We start from the raw sequence: 17,361 nt of genomic DNA on the forward strand, positions 1-17,361 counted from the left end.
ATACGGACCGGCGTCGTTTCGTCATATGCGCCGAGCGGCGTCGCGGATCAGCGCTCCAGGATGGCGACCACGCCCTGGCCGCCGGCCGCGCAGATGGAGATGAGCGCGCGTCCGGAACCCTTCTCCGCCAACTGCTTCGCGGTCTGGGCGATGATGCGTCCACCGGTCGCGGCGAACGGGTGCCCCGCCGCCAGCGAGGAGCCGTTGACATTGAGCTTGGTGCGGTCGATCGCCCCGAGGGCGCCGTCCAGGCCCAGCCGCTCCTTGCAGTACTGGTCGGATTCCCACGCCTGCAGGGTGGCCAGCACGACCGAGGCGAACGCCTCGTGGATCTCGTAGTAGTCGAAATCCTGCAGGGTGAGGCCGTTGCGGGCGAGCAGGCGCGGCACCGCGTAGGTCGGCGCCATCAGCAGGCCGTCCGGGCCCCACACGTAGTCGACCGCCGCCACTTCGCTGTCGACCAGGTAGGCCAGCGGCTTCAGGTTGCGCTCGGCGGCCCATTCCTCGCTGCCCAGCAGCACCGCGGAGGCGCCGTCGGTGAGCGGGGTGGAGTTGCCGGCGGTCATGGTGGCATCCCCGAGCTTGTTGCCGAAGACCGGCTTGAGGGTGGCCAGCTTCTCCAGCGAGGAGTTCGGGCGCAGGTTGTCGTCGCGGGTCAGGCCCAGGAACGGGGTGACCAGGTCGTCGAAGAAGCCGCGGTCGTAGGCGGCGGCCATGTTCTTGTGCGAGAGGTAGGCCAGTTCGTCCTGCGCCTCGCGGGCGATGCCGAACTCCTTGGCGGTGATCGCCGCGTGGTCACCCATCGACAGGCCGGTGCGGGGCTCGGCGTTGCGCGGGATCTCGATGCCGACCATGCTCGGGCGCAGCCGGCCGACGAGCTTGACGTAATCCTTGTTGTTGCGCGCCCGGTTGGCGTCGAGCATCCATTCGCGCATGGATTCGCTCACCCCGATCGGCGCGTCGGAGGTGGTGTCGGTGCCGCCGCCGATACCGGCCTCGATCCGGCCCAGTGCGATGGCGTCGCCGACGGTGACGATCGACTGCAGGCCGGTGCCGCAGGCCAGCTGCAGATCGTGCGCGGGGGTGTAGGGCGAGAGTTCGCTGCCCAGCACGCTCTCCCGGACCATGCCGTGCTCACCGACCCGTTTGAGCACCGCGCCGCCGACGACCATGCCGAGCCGCTCGCCCTGCAGCCCGAATCGGCTGACCAGGCCGTTCAACGCGGAGGTGAACATGTCCTGGTTCGAGGCGTGGGCGTAGCGGCCGTCGGAGCGAGCGAACGGAATCCGGTTACCGCCGAGGACGGCGACGGGCTTGGCCTGCTTGGCCTTGTCGGCCCGGCTGCTCGATGCTGCGGTCTTCGCCGAACGGGCTTTGGTAGTCACTCGAGTCTCCTTTGGGGGACGGTCGGCCGGCGGAGCTTGCGGAGCCGGCCGGGGTGGTAGGCGCTGTCTCGTCGGGTTTCTTGGGTCCGGAGCCGGGAATGCCGCGTGTCGGGGACGAAGTCGATACCCGGCCGACTGTACTGATGGCGGTTCCGTCGGTTTACATTAAACTTACTCTGGAGTAAGTTAATTGTCGACACCGTACCCCGGAGATGTGGGCTACAACGCGCGGGGTAATGGGGAATACGGATACGGCAGACGTCCAGATCGTCCACATTCGATACAAGGAGAAGGTAGGAACAGTGGCAGCCAGCAAGAGCAAGGGCGCTCCCAACCTTTACGGTTCGTTCGTCAATTCCGCCCCCGGCGCCTTCCTGGCCGGCAAATTGGGCCTGCCGCAGCCGGAGAAACTGCGCCGCTACGCCCCGGGCGAGCCGGCATTGCCGGGCCCCGTCCTGCTCGGCGGTAAGGGCCGCGTCGCCGACGCCGCGCGCACCCTGCTGTCGGACTACACCTTCGTCGACGCCCCCACCCAGGGCGTGAAGGTCGGCGCGCTGGTCTTCGACGCCACCGGCATCGGCACCGTCGAGGAACTGTCGCAGCTGTTCGAGTTCTTCCAGCCGGCCATGCGCTCGATCGCCCCCTCCGGCCGCGTGCTGGTCGTCGGCACCACGCCGGAACTCGCGGGCAGCGTCGACGCGCAGATCGCGCAGCGCGCGCTGGAGGGCTTCTCCCGCAGCGTGGGTAAGGAACTCCTGCGCGGCGCCACCGCCAACCTGGTCTACCTGCACCCGGAGGCCGCCGCGGCTGCCACCGGGCTGGAGTCGACCCTGCGCTTCATCCTCTCGGCCAAGTCGGCGTTCGTCGACGGCCAGGTCTTCCGGGTCGGCAAGGACGACAACGCCGCCGCCGGCATCGACTGGACCAAGCCGCTCGACGGCAAGGTCGCCGTGGTCACCGGCGCCGCCCGCGGTATCGGCGCGACCATCGCCGAGGTGTTCGCCCGCGACGGCGCCACCGTGATCGTCGCCGACATCCCGGCCGCCGGCGAGGCGCTGTCGCAGACCGCCAACAAGGTCGGTGGCACCGCGCTCGCGGTCGACGTCACCGCCGCCGATGCCGCGGACAAGATCGCCGAATTCGCCACCGAGCGCTTCGGCGGCGTCGACATCATCGTCCACAACGCCGGCATCACCCGCGACAAGCTGCTCGCGAACATGGACGCCGCCCGCTGGGACGCCGTGCTCAACGTCAATCTCGCCGCGCCGCACCGCATTACCGAGGGCCTGGTGGCCAAGGGTGCGCTGAAGGAGGGCGGCCGGGTGATCGACGTGTCCTCGATCGCCGGTATCGCCGGCAACCGCGGCCAGACCAACTACGGCGCCTCCAAGGCCGGTGTCATCGGCATGGTGAACGCCGAGGCGCCCAAGCTGGCCGAGAAGGGCATCACCATCAACGCCGTCGCCCCCGGTTTCATCGAGACCGCGATGACCGCCGCCATTCCGGTCGGCACCCGCGAGGCGGGCCGGCTGCTCAGCTCGCTGCTGCAGGGCGGGCAGACCGTGGACGTCGCCGAGACCATCGCCTACTTCGCCAGCCCGGCCTCGAATGCGGTGAACGGCAACATCGTTCGCGTCTGCGGCCAGGCCATGATCGGAGCCTGACGTGGCAACCCAGACCATCTCGCTGAACGAGCCGCCCAAGACCGGCAGCCTGTATCTCAAGGCCGCCCTGGGTGCCGTTCCACTGCCGCTGGTGTCGGCGCGCAAGTCCGAGATTCCGGACCGCGCGGTCGAGTGGAACGGCGTCCGCGTCGATCCCGACCACCTCGCGGCCTACTGCCACGCGACCGGGCTGCGCTTCGGCGACTCCCTGCCGCTGACCTATCCGTTCGTGCTCACGTTTCCCGTGGTGATGCAGCTGGTGGTGGCCCGGGACTTCCCGTTCGTCGCGGTCGGCGCGGTGCACGCGGAGAACCTGATCGAGCGCACCCGCGAGATCTCGGTCAGCGAACCGCTCGACATCCGCGCCCACGTGGAGAACCTGCGCGAGCATCCGAAGGGTCTGCTGGTCGACGCCATCAGCGAGATCAGCGTGGGGCGGGAACTGGTGTGGCGGCAGGTGACCACCTTCCTGCACCAGCAGCGCACCTCGCTGTCCGGTGGCCCGAAGGCGGCGCCGAAGCCGGACGAGGTGCCGCCGCCGCCGTTGCGCACGCTGAAGGTCGACCAGGCGATGATCCATCGCTACGCGGCCGCCTCCGGTGATCGCAACCCGATCCACATGTCGGCGCTCGGGGCGAAGGCCTTCGGCTTTCCCCGGTCGATCGCCCACGGCATGTGGTCGGCCGCCGCGATCCTCGGCGTCATCGAGGGCCGGGTGCCCGCGAAGACGGCCTACGCGGTAAAATTCGGCAAGCCGATCCTGCTGCCGTCCACGGTCAACGTCTACGCCGACCAGACCGCCGGGGGCTGGGATCTGTCGCTGAAACATCCCAAGAAGGGCTACCCTCATCTGACCGCGACGCTGCGCTGAGCAGCGAACGGCACACGAACAGCCGCCCACCTTCTCGGCGGCCGCATATCGGATCGCATGGGGGATTCGATATGCGGCGAAGGCGAAAAGGTGGGCGGCTGTCGTCGTACCGGGCCGGCCATCCGCGGCCCGGTCAGCAACTGCAGTCGCAGCCGCAGCAATCGCAGTCACAGTCGCCGCAACCGTTGCAACAGCTGCAGCAGTCGCCACAGCTCTCGCAGTCGCCGCAGTCGCAGCAATCGCAATCGCAGTCGCACCGCTGCAGCCACGCATCCCGGTGTTCGCCGCTGCACGGTCGCCGATGCCCGGCACAGCAGGCGTAGCCGGTGCAGTACACCCCGCAGATGATCCCGATCCCCTGCCAGAAGGTGGGCCGTCGCGGGGGCTCGTGCGGTGGTTCGTCCGAGGGCGGATCACTCGGCGGCCGATCGCCGAACGGCGGCGGGATGTCGGAGGGCTGCACCGGACTCGGGGGATATGGTCCCCGGTCGGGATAGACTGCCGGATCCACCTGCGGCCCACCGGGATTCGGCTGATAGGGCGCAGGTCCCGACGGGTACGGACCGCGCTGGTAGGGATTCGGCCGAATGTGCCCGGCTGCCACCGGGTAGCCCAGCAACTGTGCCGTCGCGTTGGTATCGGCAACATGGGGAAGGGTTGCGCCACTACGCTTTCCGCAGCCGCAGGCGGATGTCGCGTCGCCGCATGCTACGGCCGCGGTTCGGCCCAGCTTCCGGACGACGCCGCGCAGCGGATCCAGCAACAGCCAGCGGACGGCGGGAACGTGCGCGAGCTTCGCTTGATGCAGCGCACGGCGTATTTCGGCGTCGGACTCACGCAGCAGACCGTGTGCCCGTTCGGTGCTCACTCCGGTGGCGAGCAGCGGATTGAAGCGATTCCGGCGGCGGTCGTCGTCGAGATCCTCGATGGCGTCGGCCAGATGGGCGATGCGCCCGAAATGCCGGCCGACCTCTCGCAGGGCGGTGACATTCTCCGGGCGGCCCGCCAGAACGGCACTGTGCGCGAAAAGTTCAGCGGCACACGTCTGTGTCGGCTCGGTGAGGGTGGCGAGCAACTTCAGCGGCGTGGAATCGGCTGTCCGCGAAGGGTTCCGTACTGCCCGCTCGAGTTCCGCTTGGCGGCCGATCGCGGCGATCAGCGGTTCGATGTCCAGGTCGATCTCGGCGGCGTCGGCGCGGGCCGAGGCGAACCAGCGATCGGCCACCTTCCGCATGGGCCGCCGGGCGAGCGGGCCCGCGTCGCCGTCGTCGGCGTGGTCGCGAATCTTGGCCGCTCCCAGCAACAGTGACGCGGTCGTCGCCAGCCGCACCCCGGGGGATCCGGCCGCGGCGACCGAGGCGCGTTGCATGCCGCGCAGCGCACACGGCCCGGCCGCGGTCCGCTCGGCCGCACCGGCCTGTGCTTCGGTGAGCACATTCAGCACGATCGCGTCGGTATTGGTCGCGGTGCGCGCCAACTGGCCGTGCCCGTCGCGCAAGCCCAGGCACAGTCCGCACATATGCGTGCGCCAATCTGCCGCATCCAGGCCGTATTTCGCCGCGCTGTGCGCGCACGGCGTGAGAAGTCCGAACAATTCCGCCCCGTAGAACCCCGGCCGCATCGGCAATCCGGCCATCTGTGCAATCCGCACTCTGGCAGGTGCCGGCAGCGCCGCGCAAGTCGGACCGCGCGATTCGCCGGTGTCTACTCGGCCTTCTTCTTACCGGCCAGACCGCGCCAGGCCAGATTGTCGAGCAGGTCGACCGCGCTGGCGACATCCACCTCACCGCTGGCGATCCGGTCGGCGATCGCCTCGCCCGCGCCGATCACCGCCACCGCGACGATGTCGAAATCCGTTCCGGGCTCGGCATATTTGGCGCTCGACTCGAGCAGTTTCGCGGTCAGTTCGATGATGCGCTCGCGACTGTTCGCGATCTCGGAGGCGAACGGTTGCTGCCCGAGGGCCTGCCGGTACAGCACCGACCACGACAGCCGGTTGTTGTCGACATAGGACAGGAACGCCTCGAGCCCGGCGCGCAGCTGCTCGTGCGGGGTCAGCTTGGGATTGCCGGCCACCGCGACGGCCTCGATGAAGCGTGCGCTCTCGCGCTGGATGCAGGCCCGGAACAGTTCGTCCTTGGAGCCGTAGTACAAATACAGCATCGGCTTGGAGATCTTGGCCTCGGCCGCGATGGCATCCATCGACGTGTCGTGATATCCCTTTCGGGAGAAGACCTCGACGGCGGCGTCCAGCATCTGCTGCTCACGAACCGCCCTGGGAAGCCGCTTCGTTCCGCCTGCCATCCACCACTCCTAGCCCATATCGAAACCCCTATCTTACTCCAAGGTAAGTTTCCGAGGGCAACGAATTGCCACCGATTCGCTGAAGCCGGGCTCAGCAGGGGAGCTGGATGCCTTTGTACTTGGCCACCCGCAGGACCGAATCGTCGACCTGCTTCATCGTCAGTTTCCCGTCGCGAACTTCCTGCTCGAGCCGGTCCAGCACCGAACCGACGGCGTCGGTGCTGATCCACAGCGCCTCGTCGGCACCGGCCTCCAGGGCGGCGGCGACGGCGTCCTCGATGCCCATCCGCGCCGTGATGGCCGCCATGCCGCTCAGGTCGTCGGTGAAGATCGGGCCGTCGTAGGGCTTGGCGTTGTAGCCGGTGCCCTGGCGCAGCAGTGCCATCGCGGCCGGGCTGATGCTCGCCGGAACGTTGGGTGAGGTCAGACCGGGAACGTCGAGATGACCGACCATCACCGCGGCGCCGGAGTCGATCAGGTTCCGGAACGGCACCAGATCCACCTGCTGCATCTGATCCAGCGGCGGTGTGCGCACCGCGCCGGTGTGGGAATCGCCCGATCCGTGTCCGTGGCCGGGGAAGTGCTTCATCACCGCGCCGAGACCGGCATCATGCATGGCCCGGATGTAGGCGCCGGCGTATTCGGTGACGACCTGCGGATCCTGGGAGTAGGAGCGGTCGCCGATCACCGCGTCGTCGGGCTCGTCGCTGACATCCACGTCGGGCGCGAAGTCGACGGTGATACCCAGCTTCTTCATGGCCTGACCGCGGGTCAGGCTCTGCTGGTAGTACTCGTCGGTCGACATGGTCTGCGCGGCGACCCGGGCCGAGGGCGCCTGCCCGATCAGATTCTGCAACCGCGACACCCGGCCGCCTTCTTCGTCGATGGTCACCATGAGCGGCGTGCGCGCGGCGGCCTTCACCTGGTCGAGGCCCTGACCGGACAGCATGGACTGGTCGGTCCAGCTGCCGACGAAGATGCCGCCCACCTGTTCGCCGCGCACCACCTGTTCGGCGTCGGCGGTGTTCTTCACGCCGACGGTGAGCAGCTGCGCCAGCTTCTGCCGGGTGGTGAACTGCGCGAGATAGCCTGCGGCGCAATCCTGCTGGTTGCCGGTCGTGGTGGTCGCGGCGGTGCCGCCGGCCGCACTCGTGGTGCCCGGTGCGGCGCTGGGGCTGGTCGTGGTGGTGGAGCTCGAGCCGCCCCCACCCGAGCACCCGGCGAGGGCGACTGCGGCTACTGCGAGAACGATCCCGGCAACGTTGCGCATGGACCGACCGTAGCCGTCGGCCCCTACCGCCGATGCGGTAGGGGCCTTCGTTCCGGTTCGGCGTGCGCCGATCCGCCGCTGCCTACTTGCCCGGCAGCTCGTTGTGCCCGCCGAACGCCTTGCGCATGGCCGAGAGCACCTTGTCCGCGTAGAGCGCCTCACCGCGCGAGGAGAAACGCTCGTACAGCGCGGTCGAGAGCACCGGCGCGGGCACACCCTCGTCGATCGCGGCGTGGATGGTCCACCGGCCCTCGCCCGAATCCGACACCCGCCCACCGAAGCTGGTCAGGTCGGGATCGGCGTGCAGTGCGGCCGCGGTCAGGTCGAGCAGCCAGGACGCGACCACCGAACCGCGCCGCCACACCTCGGTGACCTCCGGCACGTTGATGTCGAACTGGTAGTACTCGGGGTTTTCCAGCGGGGACACCTCGGCCGAATGCGCGTCGTCGAGCTCCTTGCCGATATTGGCCTTGTGCAGGATGTTCAGGCCTTCGGCGTAGGCCGCCATCGCGCCGTATTCGATGCCGTTGTGCACCATCTTCACGAAGTGCCCGGCACCGGCGGGGCCGCAGTGCAGGTAGCCCTGCTCGGCGGGGGAGGGCTCACCGGTGCGACCGGGGGTGCGCTCGGCGGCGTCGACACCCGGGGCGATCGACCGGAACAGTGGCTCGAGGTGGGCGACCTGCTCGGCCTCGCCGCCGATCATCAGGCAGTAGCCGCGGTCCAGGCCCCACACGCCGCCGGAGGTGCCGATGTCGAGGTAGTGGATTCCCTTGGGCGCCAGCGCCGCGGCCCGCTTGATGTCCTCGTGGTAGCGGCTGTTGCCTCCGTCGATGATGATGTCGCCCGGCTCAAGCAGGTCGGCGACCTGGTCGATGACCGCACCGGTCGCGCCGGCCGGGATCATCACCCAGACCACGCGCGGCTTCTCGAGCAGCGCGATGAAGGCCGGGTAGTCGGTCGCACCCTGGAAGCTGTCGCCCAGTTCGTCGGTGAATTCCTTGATCTGGTCCTCGTGCCGGGAGTAGCCGACCGCGGTGTGCCCGTCCTTGACGATGCGCCGCACGATATTGGCACCCATTCGGCCGAGCCCGATCATTCCCAGCTGCATACTCTTCTCCTCGAGTCGTCCGAGCTTCGGCAGGTCCGAGCTCTGCTTGCTGCTGCACCGCGGCGTGAGATCAGCGCCCCGTACCGCAATCGCCCTCGATTGTCCCCGGTGCCCCGATCGAGAATTTCTCCGGTGTCGAAACGAATCGTGTAACGCCCCGAGCCCGGCCCCGATAATCAGATCGGCTCCGTGCAGTTGCCAGACCCCCGACCCGGCAACCGCACGGAGCCGTCTTCGTATCCTCCGGGCTCTCGCCCGTCGACAACTCCGGCTCCCGCCCGCCTACAGCGGCGTGCGCATCAGCACGACGTTGTACTGGTTGTGCATGGTCAGCAGGAAGTACAGGTCGCTGCCGGTTTGATACGGGTAGATCATCGGCGCGTACATGGTCGGCAGATTGCGCACATCGACCAGCACCCGCGGCGCACTCCACGGACCCTCCGGATTCGGTGCGGTCCGCAAGACCACGGAGTCGAAGGGATCGGTGGTCAGCATTACGTACTGGCCCAGATGCGCGTTCCACTGCACCGACAGCTCGCCCACACCACCGACGATCGGCTTGGCGGCATTGGCGTCCTTCGGCTTCCACGCGCCGCCGTCCCAGTACTCGTAGGCGTCGATGTTGGCGATATCGGCTTCCTTGACCCGGGAGATGAATCCGGGCTGGTTGCGGCCCGCCGGCGTCCCGTACTTGTAGACGTAGCCGCCGGCCTTCAGGAAGGCGTTCTGCTGGAAGCTCTGGAAGCCGTTCTCGTTGCCGCGGCGGGTGGTCGGCAGCTGCGCCCAGGTCTGGCCGTCGTCACCGGAGACGGCCATCGTGGAGAAGTTGGTGTCCCAGTGCCCGTCCGGACCCCACTCCCGCACCGACATCATCGACATGTACTGCACGCCGTCGACCGAGATGCCGGCGGTCGGGATGAAACTGATCTCGATACCCGGAATCTTCGGGCTGGGCAGCGGATTGTCCACGAAGCTCGTGTAGTTCAGGCCCCCCGACGGGTCCGCACCGGCCGGGCTGCGGAACAGCACGTTCGAGCGCCACGCCCAGATGCTGCCCGCCAGGACGTTCGGCACGCCGAGTCCGGCGGTGTCGCCGTAGGCGGTGATCATCTGCCCGCGCCCGTCGTCCCACATGATGCCGAGGTCGGTGCCCAGCACGTTCTGGTTCTGGGTCCGGTTCGGCGAGGCCATGCCGGTGGCCTGGTAGACCGCCTGTGTCGGGCCCGGCAGCTGCGGCAATCCGTTGATGCCGTTCAGCCCCGGAATCGGATTGATGTTGTTCGGGTCGGCTCCGGCCGGCGATGCCGTCAGGCCGAGCAGCGCGACCGCCGCGCAAGCTCCGGCCAGGGCGGACAGTCGTCTCATATTCCGAATTTCCTTCCATGAGTCGCGCCGTGGGTATTGTGCCTGTCCTCGGCCGACGGCGTGCGATATGCCGACGAAACACTCGTCACATTTATAACTCGGGACGACAGCGGCCCCGCCTCCCGAATGCGAGAGGCGGGGCCGCTGTATTCACGTGGTGGCGAGAAGACGATCAGAAGGCCGCTTCGTCGAGCTCCATCACGTCGTTGTCCAGGTTGGACAGTACGGTGCGGGTGGCGGTCAGTTCCGGCAGGACGTTGCGGGCGAAGAACTGCGCGACCGCGACCTTACCGGTGTAGAACGCCTCGTCGGAGCCGGTGGCGCCGTTGTCGAGCGCCTTGATGGCGACCTCGGCCTGACGCAGCAGCTGCCAGCCGATCAGCAGATCGCCGACCGCCATCAGGAAGCGGACCGAACCCAGGCCGACCTTGTACAGCTCCTTCGCGTCCTCCTGCGCACCCATCAGGTGCCCGGTCAGGGTGGCGGCCATGGCCTGCACATCCTCGAGCGCGGTGGCCAGCAGCTTGCGCTCGCCCTTCAGGCGGCCGTTGCCGGCCTCGGACTCGATGAACTTCTGCACCTGGCCGGCCACGTGGGCCAGCGCCACGCCGCGGTCGCGGGCGATCTTGCGGAAGAAGAAGTCCTGCGCCTGGATGGCGGTGGTGCCCTCGTACAGCGAGTCGATCTTCGCGTCGCGGATGTACTGCTCGATCGGGTAGTCCTGCAGGAAGCCGGAGCCACCGAAGGTCTGCAGCGAATCGGTCAGGTACTGGTAGGCCCGCTCCGAGCCGACACCCTTGACGATCGGCAGCAGCAGGTCGTTGACGCGGAACGCGAGGTCCTTGTCGGCGCCCGAGACGAGCTGAGCGATGTCCTCGTTCTGGTGCGCGGCGGTGTAGAGGTAGATGGCGCGCAGGCCCTCGGCGTAGGCCTTCTGCGTCATCAGCGAGCGGCGCACGTCCGGGTGGTGGGTGATGGTGACGCGCGGCGCGGTCTTGTCGGTCATCTGGGTCAGATCCGCACCCTGCACCCGCTGCTTGGCGTAGTCGAGCGCGTTCAGGTAACCGGTCGACAGGGTCGCGATGGCCTTGGTGCCCACCATCATTCGCGCGTTCTCGATCACGTCGAACATCTGCGCGATGCCGTTGTGGACCTCGCCGACCAGCCAGCCCTTGGCGGGCACGCCATGGCCGCCGAAGGTGACCTCACAGGTGGCCGAAACCTTCAGGCCCATCTTGTGCTCGACGTTGGTGACGAACACGCCGTTGCGCTCACCCAGGGTCTGGGTCTCGAAGTCGAAGTGGAACTTCGGCACGAAGAACAGCGACAGGCCCTTGGTGCCCGGGCCGGCGCCCTCGGGGCGGGCCAGCACCAGGTGGAAGATGTTTTCGAACATGTCGTCGGAGTCACCGGAGGTGATGAACCGCTTGACACCCTCGATGTGCCAGGAGCCGTCCTCCTGCTGGATGGCCTTGGTGCGGCCGGCGCCGACGTCGGAACCCGCGTCGGGCTCGGTCAGCACCATGGTGGCGCCCCAGTTGCGCTCGACGGCGATCTCGGCCCACTTCTTCTGCTCGTCGGTGGCGTTGTTCCAGAAGATCTGGCCGAACGGACCACCGGCGGCGTACATCGCGACGGCCGGGTTGGAGCCCAGGATCATCTCGTTGAGGGCCCAGACCACCGAACGCGGCGCGGGCAGGCCGCCCAGCTCCTCGTTCAGGCCGACCTTGTTCCAGCCGGCCTCTTCGTAGGCCTTGAAGGACTTCTTGAACGACTCCGGAATGGAGACGCTGTGGGTGGTGGGGTCGAACACCGGCGGGTTGCGGTCCGCGTCGGCGAAGGACTCGGCGACCGGGCCCTCGGCCAGGCGGCGTACCTCGTCGATGATGTTCTTGACCGTGTCGGTGTCCAGGTCACCGTAGGCGCCGGAATCCAGCACCGAGCCGATGCCCAGCACCTCGAAGAGGTTGAACTCCAGGTCGCGGACGTTGCTCTTGTAATGGCCCATCTCTGTTACTCACTCTCCGTTGAGTCGGTGCGGGTCGGTGTGTGCCGTTCCCGCCCATGTGTCTCCACACCGGGTAGTCGAACGGAATATCCGCCTTCTACTCGCGGGTAACTTACACCGTATATTACCGATGAGTAATGGGCTTGGAAAGCGCTGACCGGGCGATGTGACGAGATGAACACCCGAGCCCTGCCTCACCGCAATCACCCCCCGCGGGTGAGGTGCCCGCAGGCCGGCGCGGGCAGGATTTCGGCAGGGTAGTTCACCTGCGCCGGAGGAGGCCGCTGTGCCGGATTCGAAGCCGAACATTCTGGTGATCTGGGGCGACGACATCGGGATCACCAATCTCAGCTGCTACAGCGACGGCCTGATGGGCTATCGCACGCCCAATATCGACCGGCTCGCCGAGGAGGGCATGCGGTTCACCGACTCCTACGGCGAACAGAGCTGCACGGCCGGGCGGGCCTCCTTCATCACCGGCCAGAGTGTCTATCGCACCGGGATGAGCAAGGTCGGCATGCCGGGTGCGGGCATCGGCCTGTCGGCGCAGGATCCGACCATCGCCGAGTTGTTGAAGCCGCTCGGCTACGCGACCGGCCAATTCGGCAAGAACCACCTCGGCGACCTCAACGAATTCCTGCCGACGGTGCACGGATTCGACGAGTTCTTCGGCAACCTCTACCACCTGAATGCCGAGGAAGAACCGGAGCTGCCGGACTATCCGCACAAGGACACCTACCCGCGTCTGTACGACCTGCAACGTCCACGCGGAGTCCTGCATTCGTGGGCCACCGACGAGGACGATCCCACCGAGGATCCCCGGTTCGGGCGCGTCGGCAAGCAGCGCGTCGAGGATACGGGCCCGCTCACCAAGAAACGGATGGAAACCATCGACGACGATGTGGTCGAGGCGTGTATCGATTTCATGGCCCGCCAGCAGGAGGCCGATACGCCGTTCTTCGTCTGGCTGAACTTCACGCACATGCATCTGCGTACCCATACCAAGCCGGAAAGCGTTGGGCAGGCGGGTATTTGGCAGTCGCCATACCACGACACGATGATCGACCACGATCGCAATGTGGGCCGTGTGCTCGATGCCCTCGACGAGCTCGGGCTGGCCGACGACACGATCGTCATCTACAGCACCGACAACGGCCCGCACGCCAACACCTGGCCCGATGGCGCGACCACGCCCTTCCGCAGTGAGAAGGACACCAACTGGGAGGGCGCGTTCCGGGTGCCCGAGGTGATTCGCTGGCCGGGCCGCATCCCGGCCGGTGCGATATCCAACGACATCGTGCAGCACCATGATTGGCTGCCCACCTTCCTCGCCGCGGCGGGCGAGCCGGAGATCGTGGAGAAGCTGAAAAAGGGGCATGCGGTAGGAGACAAGACTTTTCGTGTTCACATCGACGGCTACAACCTGCTGCCCTATCTGACCGGCGAGGCCGAACACAGTCCGCGCCGGGGAATGGTCTACTTCTCCGACGACTGCGACGTGCTCGGCGTGCGGTTCGAGAACTGGAAGATCGTCTTCATGGAACAGCGCAAGGAGGGCACGCTCGGTATCTGGGCCGAGCCGTTCACCCCACTGCGGGTACCGAAGCTGTTCAACCTGCGTACCGATCCTTTCGAGCGTGCCGACGTCACCTCGAACACCTACTGGGACTGGTTCCTCGATCACGACTACATCGCGCTGTACGGAACCGCCATCTGTACGGCCTTCCTGGAGACGTTCAAGGAATTCCCGCCGCGACAGGAACCGGCGTCGTTCACGATCGATCACGCCGTCGCCAAACTGCACGACTTCCTCGCGCGGGACTGACGATGGCGGTGTCGCTGGAATCCTGGAACGACGGGGAAACCACCTCCGCCATCGTCGATTTCGTCGCTCGCGTCACCGATCGCGACGGAGACGGATATGTCGAACCGTCCGCACGGATCGCGGTATTCGACAACGACGGCACCCTGTGGTGTGAGAAACCGATGCCGATACAGCTCGATTTCACCATCCGGCGACTGGCCGAAATGGCGGAGCAGGAACCGGAATTGCGCACGCAACAGCCGTGGCGGGCGGCCTACGAGCAGGACCTGCAGTGGCTCGGCGCGGCGATGGTCAAGCACTATCACGGTGACGACGACGATCTGAAGTTGTTGATGGGCGCGGTGACTCGCGCCTTCGGTGAGATCACCGTCGAGGACTACGACGCGCGGGTGGCGGCATTCTTCGCCGACGCAGCCCACCCGACTCTCGGCCGCCCGTACCACGGTTGTGGTTTCGCGCCGATGGTCGAATTGCTGTGGTATCTGCGCGACAACGGATTCACCACCTACATCGCCTCCGGTGGCGACCGGGATTTCATGCGCCCGGTCGCGGGTGATCTCTACGGGGTGCCGCCGGAACGAGTGATCGGCAGTGCGCTCGGGCTGACCTATCGCGAACAGGAAGGCCGCAGCGACCTGCTCTACAAATCCGCGATGGATTTCTTCGACGACGGACCGGAGAAACCGATCCGAATCTGGAGCCGGATCGGCCGCCGGCCCATTCTGTCGGTCGGCAATTCCAACGGCGATCTGCCCATGCTGTCGTTCTCCGAACTCGCGGGCGCGCCGTCGCTGCGCATGCTCATCCTGCACGACGACGCCGATCGCGAATTCGACTACGTCGCCGGCGCCGAGGATGCCCTCGCGCACGCGCGTCGCAACGACTGGACGGTGGTCAGCATGAAAAATGACTGGGCGCAGATCTTCACACCCGATTCGTAGGAACGGCCGTGACTGTGAACATGTCGATCGCCACCGATGTACGGCAGATACCCGCACAGACCTTCACCATGGGTTCCGACCGCCACTATCCGGAGGAGCGGCCCGCCCACCGGGTGGCCGTGGACGCCTTCGCCATCGAGACTCGGCAGGTCACCAACGCCCAGTACGAGCGGTTCGTCGCCGAAACCGGATACCGCACGGTCGCCGAACGTCCGCTCGATCCCGCCGACTTCCCGGGGGCGCCGGTCGAGAACCTGCAACCCGGCTCGATGGTGTTCACCGGGACCTCGGGCCCGGTCGACCTGCGGCACCTGAACCTGTGGTGGCGCTGGACGCCCGGCGCCTCGTGGCGCTATCCCGAGGGGCCCGGGTCGTCGATCGCCGACCGGCCCGACCACCCGGTGGTCCATACCGCGCACGAGGACGCGGCCGCCTACGCGATATGGCAGGGCCGGGCGCTGCCGACCGAGGCGCAGTGGGAAGCGGCGGCCCGCGGCGGTGTGGACGGCGCCGAATTCACCTGGGGTGCGGAGGGCGAAGCGGGTGATGTGCGACTGGCCAACTATTGGCACGGCGCATTCCCGTGGCGCCCGGACCCCGGTTACGGTCGCACCGCAGCCGTCGGTTCGTATCCGCCCAACCCCTATGGCCTGTTCGATATGGCCGGCAACGTGTGGGAATGGACCGACGACTGGTACGCCGAACGCCATCCGGACGGCGGCGGATGCTGCGTCCCGCGCAATCCGCGCGGTGGGGACCGGGAACGGAGTGTCGACCCGCGCCAGCCGCAGTTCCGGGTGCCGCGCAAGGTGATCAAGGGCGGTTCGTTCCTCTGCGCCGACAGCTACTGCCGCCGGTACCGGCCCGCGGCGCGGCGCCCGCAGATGATCGACACCGGCATGAGCCATATCGGCTTCCGGTGCGTGGCCGCGGCGCGTTGAACGGCGATTACCGTGGACCACGTGCGCATCGAGACGACTGCGGGGGATGCCGAGGTGGAGATCGAGCGGGGTACCGGCGATCGTTTTCTGCTGCTGCTCACCCACGGTTCCGGCGGCGGGGTGGAGGCCGGGGATCTGCTGGCCGTCCGCGATCGCGCGGTGGCGCTGGGCGGAGTCGTCGCGCGGGTGGTGCAGCCGTATCGAGTCGCCGGCCGCCGGGCGCCGGGATCGGCGACCGTGCAGGACGCGGCCTGGCTCGAGATCGTCGCCGCCCTGCGGGACCGGGTGCCCGGCGTACCGCTGATCCAGGGCGGTCGCAGCAACGGCGCCCGGGTCGCCTGCCGAACCGCCGTGGCGGCCGACGCGAAAGGCGTACTGGCCCTGTCTTTCCCCTTGCATCCGCCCGGCAAGCCGGAGAAGACGCGGCGTGACGAACTGGTGGCAGCGTCCGCGCACGTCGATGTGGTGGTGATCAACGGCGAGCGCGATCCCTTCGGCATTCCGGATCCCTCCGATGCCGCCGAGGTGAAAGTCGTTCCTCGTCAGCCGCATTCCTTCCGCGCCGGATTCGATCTGATCGCGCAGACGGTGGAACCGTGGCTGCGCCGGTGGGCAACGCTGGATTGAGCGGAGCCGAAAATCTCTGCGGACCACGAAATCTCAGGTCCCAGCTCCGGGAATACCCCGATGTCGTGCCGGTATCCGGGAGGTAATTTCGACTGCGGTCGGGATTTCGAGAGGAGAGTGATCACTCGGTTACGACCGGTTCGGGTACGACCGCTATGGCCGTGACCGATTCGGCCATGACCGATTCGGTGACGACCGGACCGCTCCGCCCGCACAGTCCCACGGACCGGCGCCGCTACCCACCGGCAGCGCCGGACTGTGAGGCGTCGCCACCCCGGATCACGCGTCCGGGGTGGCCGTCGCTTGCTCCTCCGGATCGGGCACGGTCGCGGTGGCGACCACGAGGGCGTCGATGGCGTCGCGCCCCTCGGTCTCGCGGATCACCCGCTGCGCGGTGTCGACCCGGATATGTTCTGCCGCAGCGAGATCCGCCACCACATCGTCGGGAGTGAACAGGATCGCCGGATCCTGTGGCCCGCCGTAACCGTCGGCGATATTGGTGGTGTCGTGGCCGAGGACGAGGAGGGTGCCACCCGGACTCAGCCGCTCGGCCGCCGAGAGCAGCAGGGTGCGCCGCTGTTCGGCCGGCAGGTGGATGTAGACGGCGAGAATCAGTTCGAACGGGCCGTCGATCCCGGCTCCGGCCAGATCGGTGACGTCCGCGCATTCCCAGTCGATCCGGCTGCGCACCGAACGCGACAGCCGCGAGGCGACCGTGCGTCCCTTGTCGATGCCGACCTGGGAGAAATCGACCGCCCGCACCTGCCAGCCGTGCGTGGCCAGCCACAGCGCGTGCCGCCCCTCGCCGCACGCCAGATCCAGGGCACGCGGCAAGTCCGGCGGCTCCTCCCCGGGCGCGTCGGGCACCAGGTGGACGCGGCGCTCCAATCCGAAGATGTGCTCGACGACCGTCGCGTTCGGCGGTGCGCCCCACACCAACTCGCTCTGCGCATAGCGCTCGTCCCACTCGGCGGCGTCCATGGGGGCGAGTCTAGCCAGCGACAGCGCGACGCCCGGCCGAGCGGAACCCGGCCGGGCGTGGGCTGTTC

14 protein-coding genes are annotated in these 17,361 nt (G+C 67.6%); 6 read left to right on the plus strand and 8 right to left on the minus strand.

All coding sequences use genetic code 11. From position 1 onward, the window contains the following. Positions 1 to 47: 47 nt before the first annotated feature. Positions 48 to 1,385 carry an acetyl-CoA C-acetyltransferase gene (locus NK1_RS20425; protein WP_063010894.1) on the minus strand — a complete coding sequence of 446 codons (1,338 nt, stop codon included), beginning with the start codon at positions 1,383 to 1,385 and terminating at the stop codon, positions 48 to 50. A gap of 302 nt (positions 1,386 to 1,687) precedes the next feature. On the opposite strand from NK1_RS20425, the gene NK1_RS20430 reads away from it, so the two are divergent. Then, positions 1,688 to 3,049, plus strand: a complete 1,362-nt coding sequence (locus NK1_RS20430) for a 3-oxoacyl-ACP reductase (protein WP_245660701.1) — start codon at positions 1,688 to 1,690, stop codon at positions 3,047 to 3,049. 1 nt (position 3,050) lies between these two features. Continuing rightward, the gene (locus NK1_RS20435; RefSeq protein WP_063010898.1) at positions 3,051 to 3,920 is read left to right on the plus strand and encodes a MaoC family dehydratase; all 870 of its coding nucleotides are present in this window, start codon (positions 3,051 to 3,053) and stop codon (positions 3,918 to 3,920) included. Between the two features lie 133 nt (positions 3,921 to 4,053). On the opposite strand, the gene NK1_RS20440 is transcribed toward NK1_RS20435, so the two are convergent. The 6 genes from NK1_RS20440 to NK1_RS20465 form a co-directional block, all read right to left on the minus strand. Further along, a complete protein-coding gene (locus NK1_RS20440) occupies positions 4,054 to 5,556 on the minus strand; it encodes a DUF5685 family protein (protein ID WP_157104368.1) in 1,503 nt (500 codons plus the stop codon). Between the two features lie 68 nt (positions 5,557 to 5,624). Next, positions 5,625 to 6,224, minus strand: coding sequence for a TetR/AcrR family transcriptional regulator (locus NK1_RS20445; protein ID WP_030514254.1), 600 nt, complete (start codon positions 6,222 to 6,224; stop codon positions 5,625 to 5,627). Between the two features lie 91 nt (positions 6,225 to 6,315). After that, positions 6,316 to 7,494: a glycoside hydrolase family 3 N-terminal domain-containing protein gene (locus tag NK1_RS20450; protein ID WP_063010902.1), complete on the minus strand. Its 1,179-nt coding sequence runs from the start codon at positions 7,492 to 7,494 to the stop codon at positions 6,316 to 6,318. Positions 7,495 to 7,576: 82 nt separating this feature from the next. After that, a complete protein-coding gene (gene gnd / locus NK1_RS20455) occupies positions 7,577 to 8,605 on the minus strand; it encodes a phosphogluconate dehydrogenase (NAD(+)-dependent, decarboxylating) (RefSeq protein WP_062995149.1) in 1,029 nt (342 codons plus the stop codon). Between the two features lie 282 nt (positions 8,606 to 8,887). Beyond that, entirely contained in the window at positions 8,888 to 9,970 is a 1,083-nt protein-coding gene (locus NK1_RS20460; RefSeq protein ID WP_063010903.1) for a glycoside hydrolase family 183 protein, read from the minus strand. A 172-nt stretch (positions 9,971 to 10,142) separates the two neighbouring features. Then, a complete protein-coding gene (locus tag NK1_RS20465) occupies positions 10,143 to 11,978 on the minus strand; it encodes an acyl-CoA dehydrogenase (protein WP_063010905.1) in 1,836 nt (611 codons plus the stop codon). 286 nt (positions 11,979 to 12,264) lie between these two features. Between NK1_RS20465 and NK1_RS20470 the strand changes: the two genes are divergently transcribed. Genes NK1_RS20470 through NK1_RS20485 form a run of 4 tightly spaced genes read left to right on the plus strand, consistent with a single transcriptional unit; the run spans position 12,265 to position 16,312 of the window. Then, positions 12,265 to 13,803: an arylsulfatase gene (locus NK1_RS20470; RefSeq protein WP_063010907.1), complete on the plus strand. Its 1,539-nt coding sequence runs from the start codon at positions 12,265 to 12,267 to the stop codon at positions 13,801 to 13,803. Between the two features lie 2 nt (positions 13,804 to 13,805). Continuing rightward, positions 13,806 to 14,744: an HAD family hydrolase gene (locus NK1_RS20475; RefSeq protein WP_063010909.1), complete on the plus strand. Its 939-nt coding sequence runs from the start codon at positions 13,806 to 13,808 to the stop codon at positions 14,742 to 14,744. Between the two features lie 20 nt (positions 14,745 to 14,764). Then, positions 14,765 to 15,685 carry a formylglycine-generating enzyme family protein gene (locus tag NK1_RS20480; protein ID WP_063010911.1) on the plus strand — a complete coding sequence of 307 codons (921 nt, stop codon included), beginning with the start codon at positions 14,765 to 14,767 and terminating at the stop codon, positions 15,683 to 15,685. Positions 15,686 to 15,706: 21 nt separating this feature from the next. Next, on the plus strand, positions 15,707 to 16,312 hold the full coding sequence (locus NK1_RS20485) for an alpha/beta hydrolase family protein (protein WP_063011045.1): 606 nt from the start codon (positions 15,707 to 15,709) through the stop codon (positions 16,310 to 16,312). A 279-nt stretch (positions 16,313 to 16,591) separates the two neighbouring features. Here the strand turns inward: NK1_RS20485 and NK1_RS20490 are convergent, their stop codons facing one another. After that, positions 16,592 to 17,293, minus strand: a complete 702-nt coding sequence (locus tag NK1_RS20490; protein WP_063010912.1) for a class I SAM-dependent methyltransferase — start codon at positions 17,291 to 17,293, stop codon at positions 16,592 to 16,594. Positions 17,294 to 17,361: the final 68 nt, after the last annotated feature.

This window comes from Nocardia kruczakiae NBRC 101016, from assembly GCF_001612965.1.
Classification (GTDB): domain Bacteria; phylum Actinomycetota; class Actinomycetes; order Mycobacteriales; family Mycobacteriaceae; genus Nocardia; species Nocardia kruczakiae.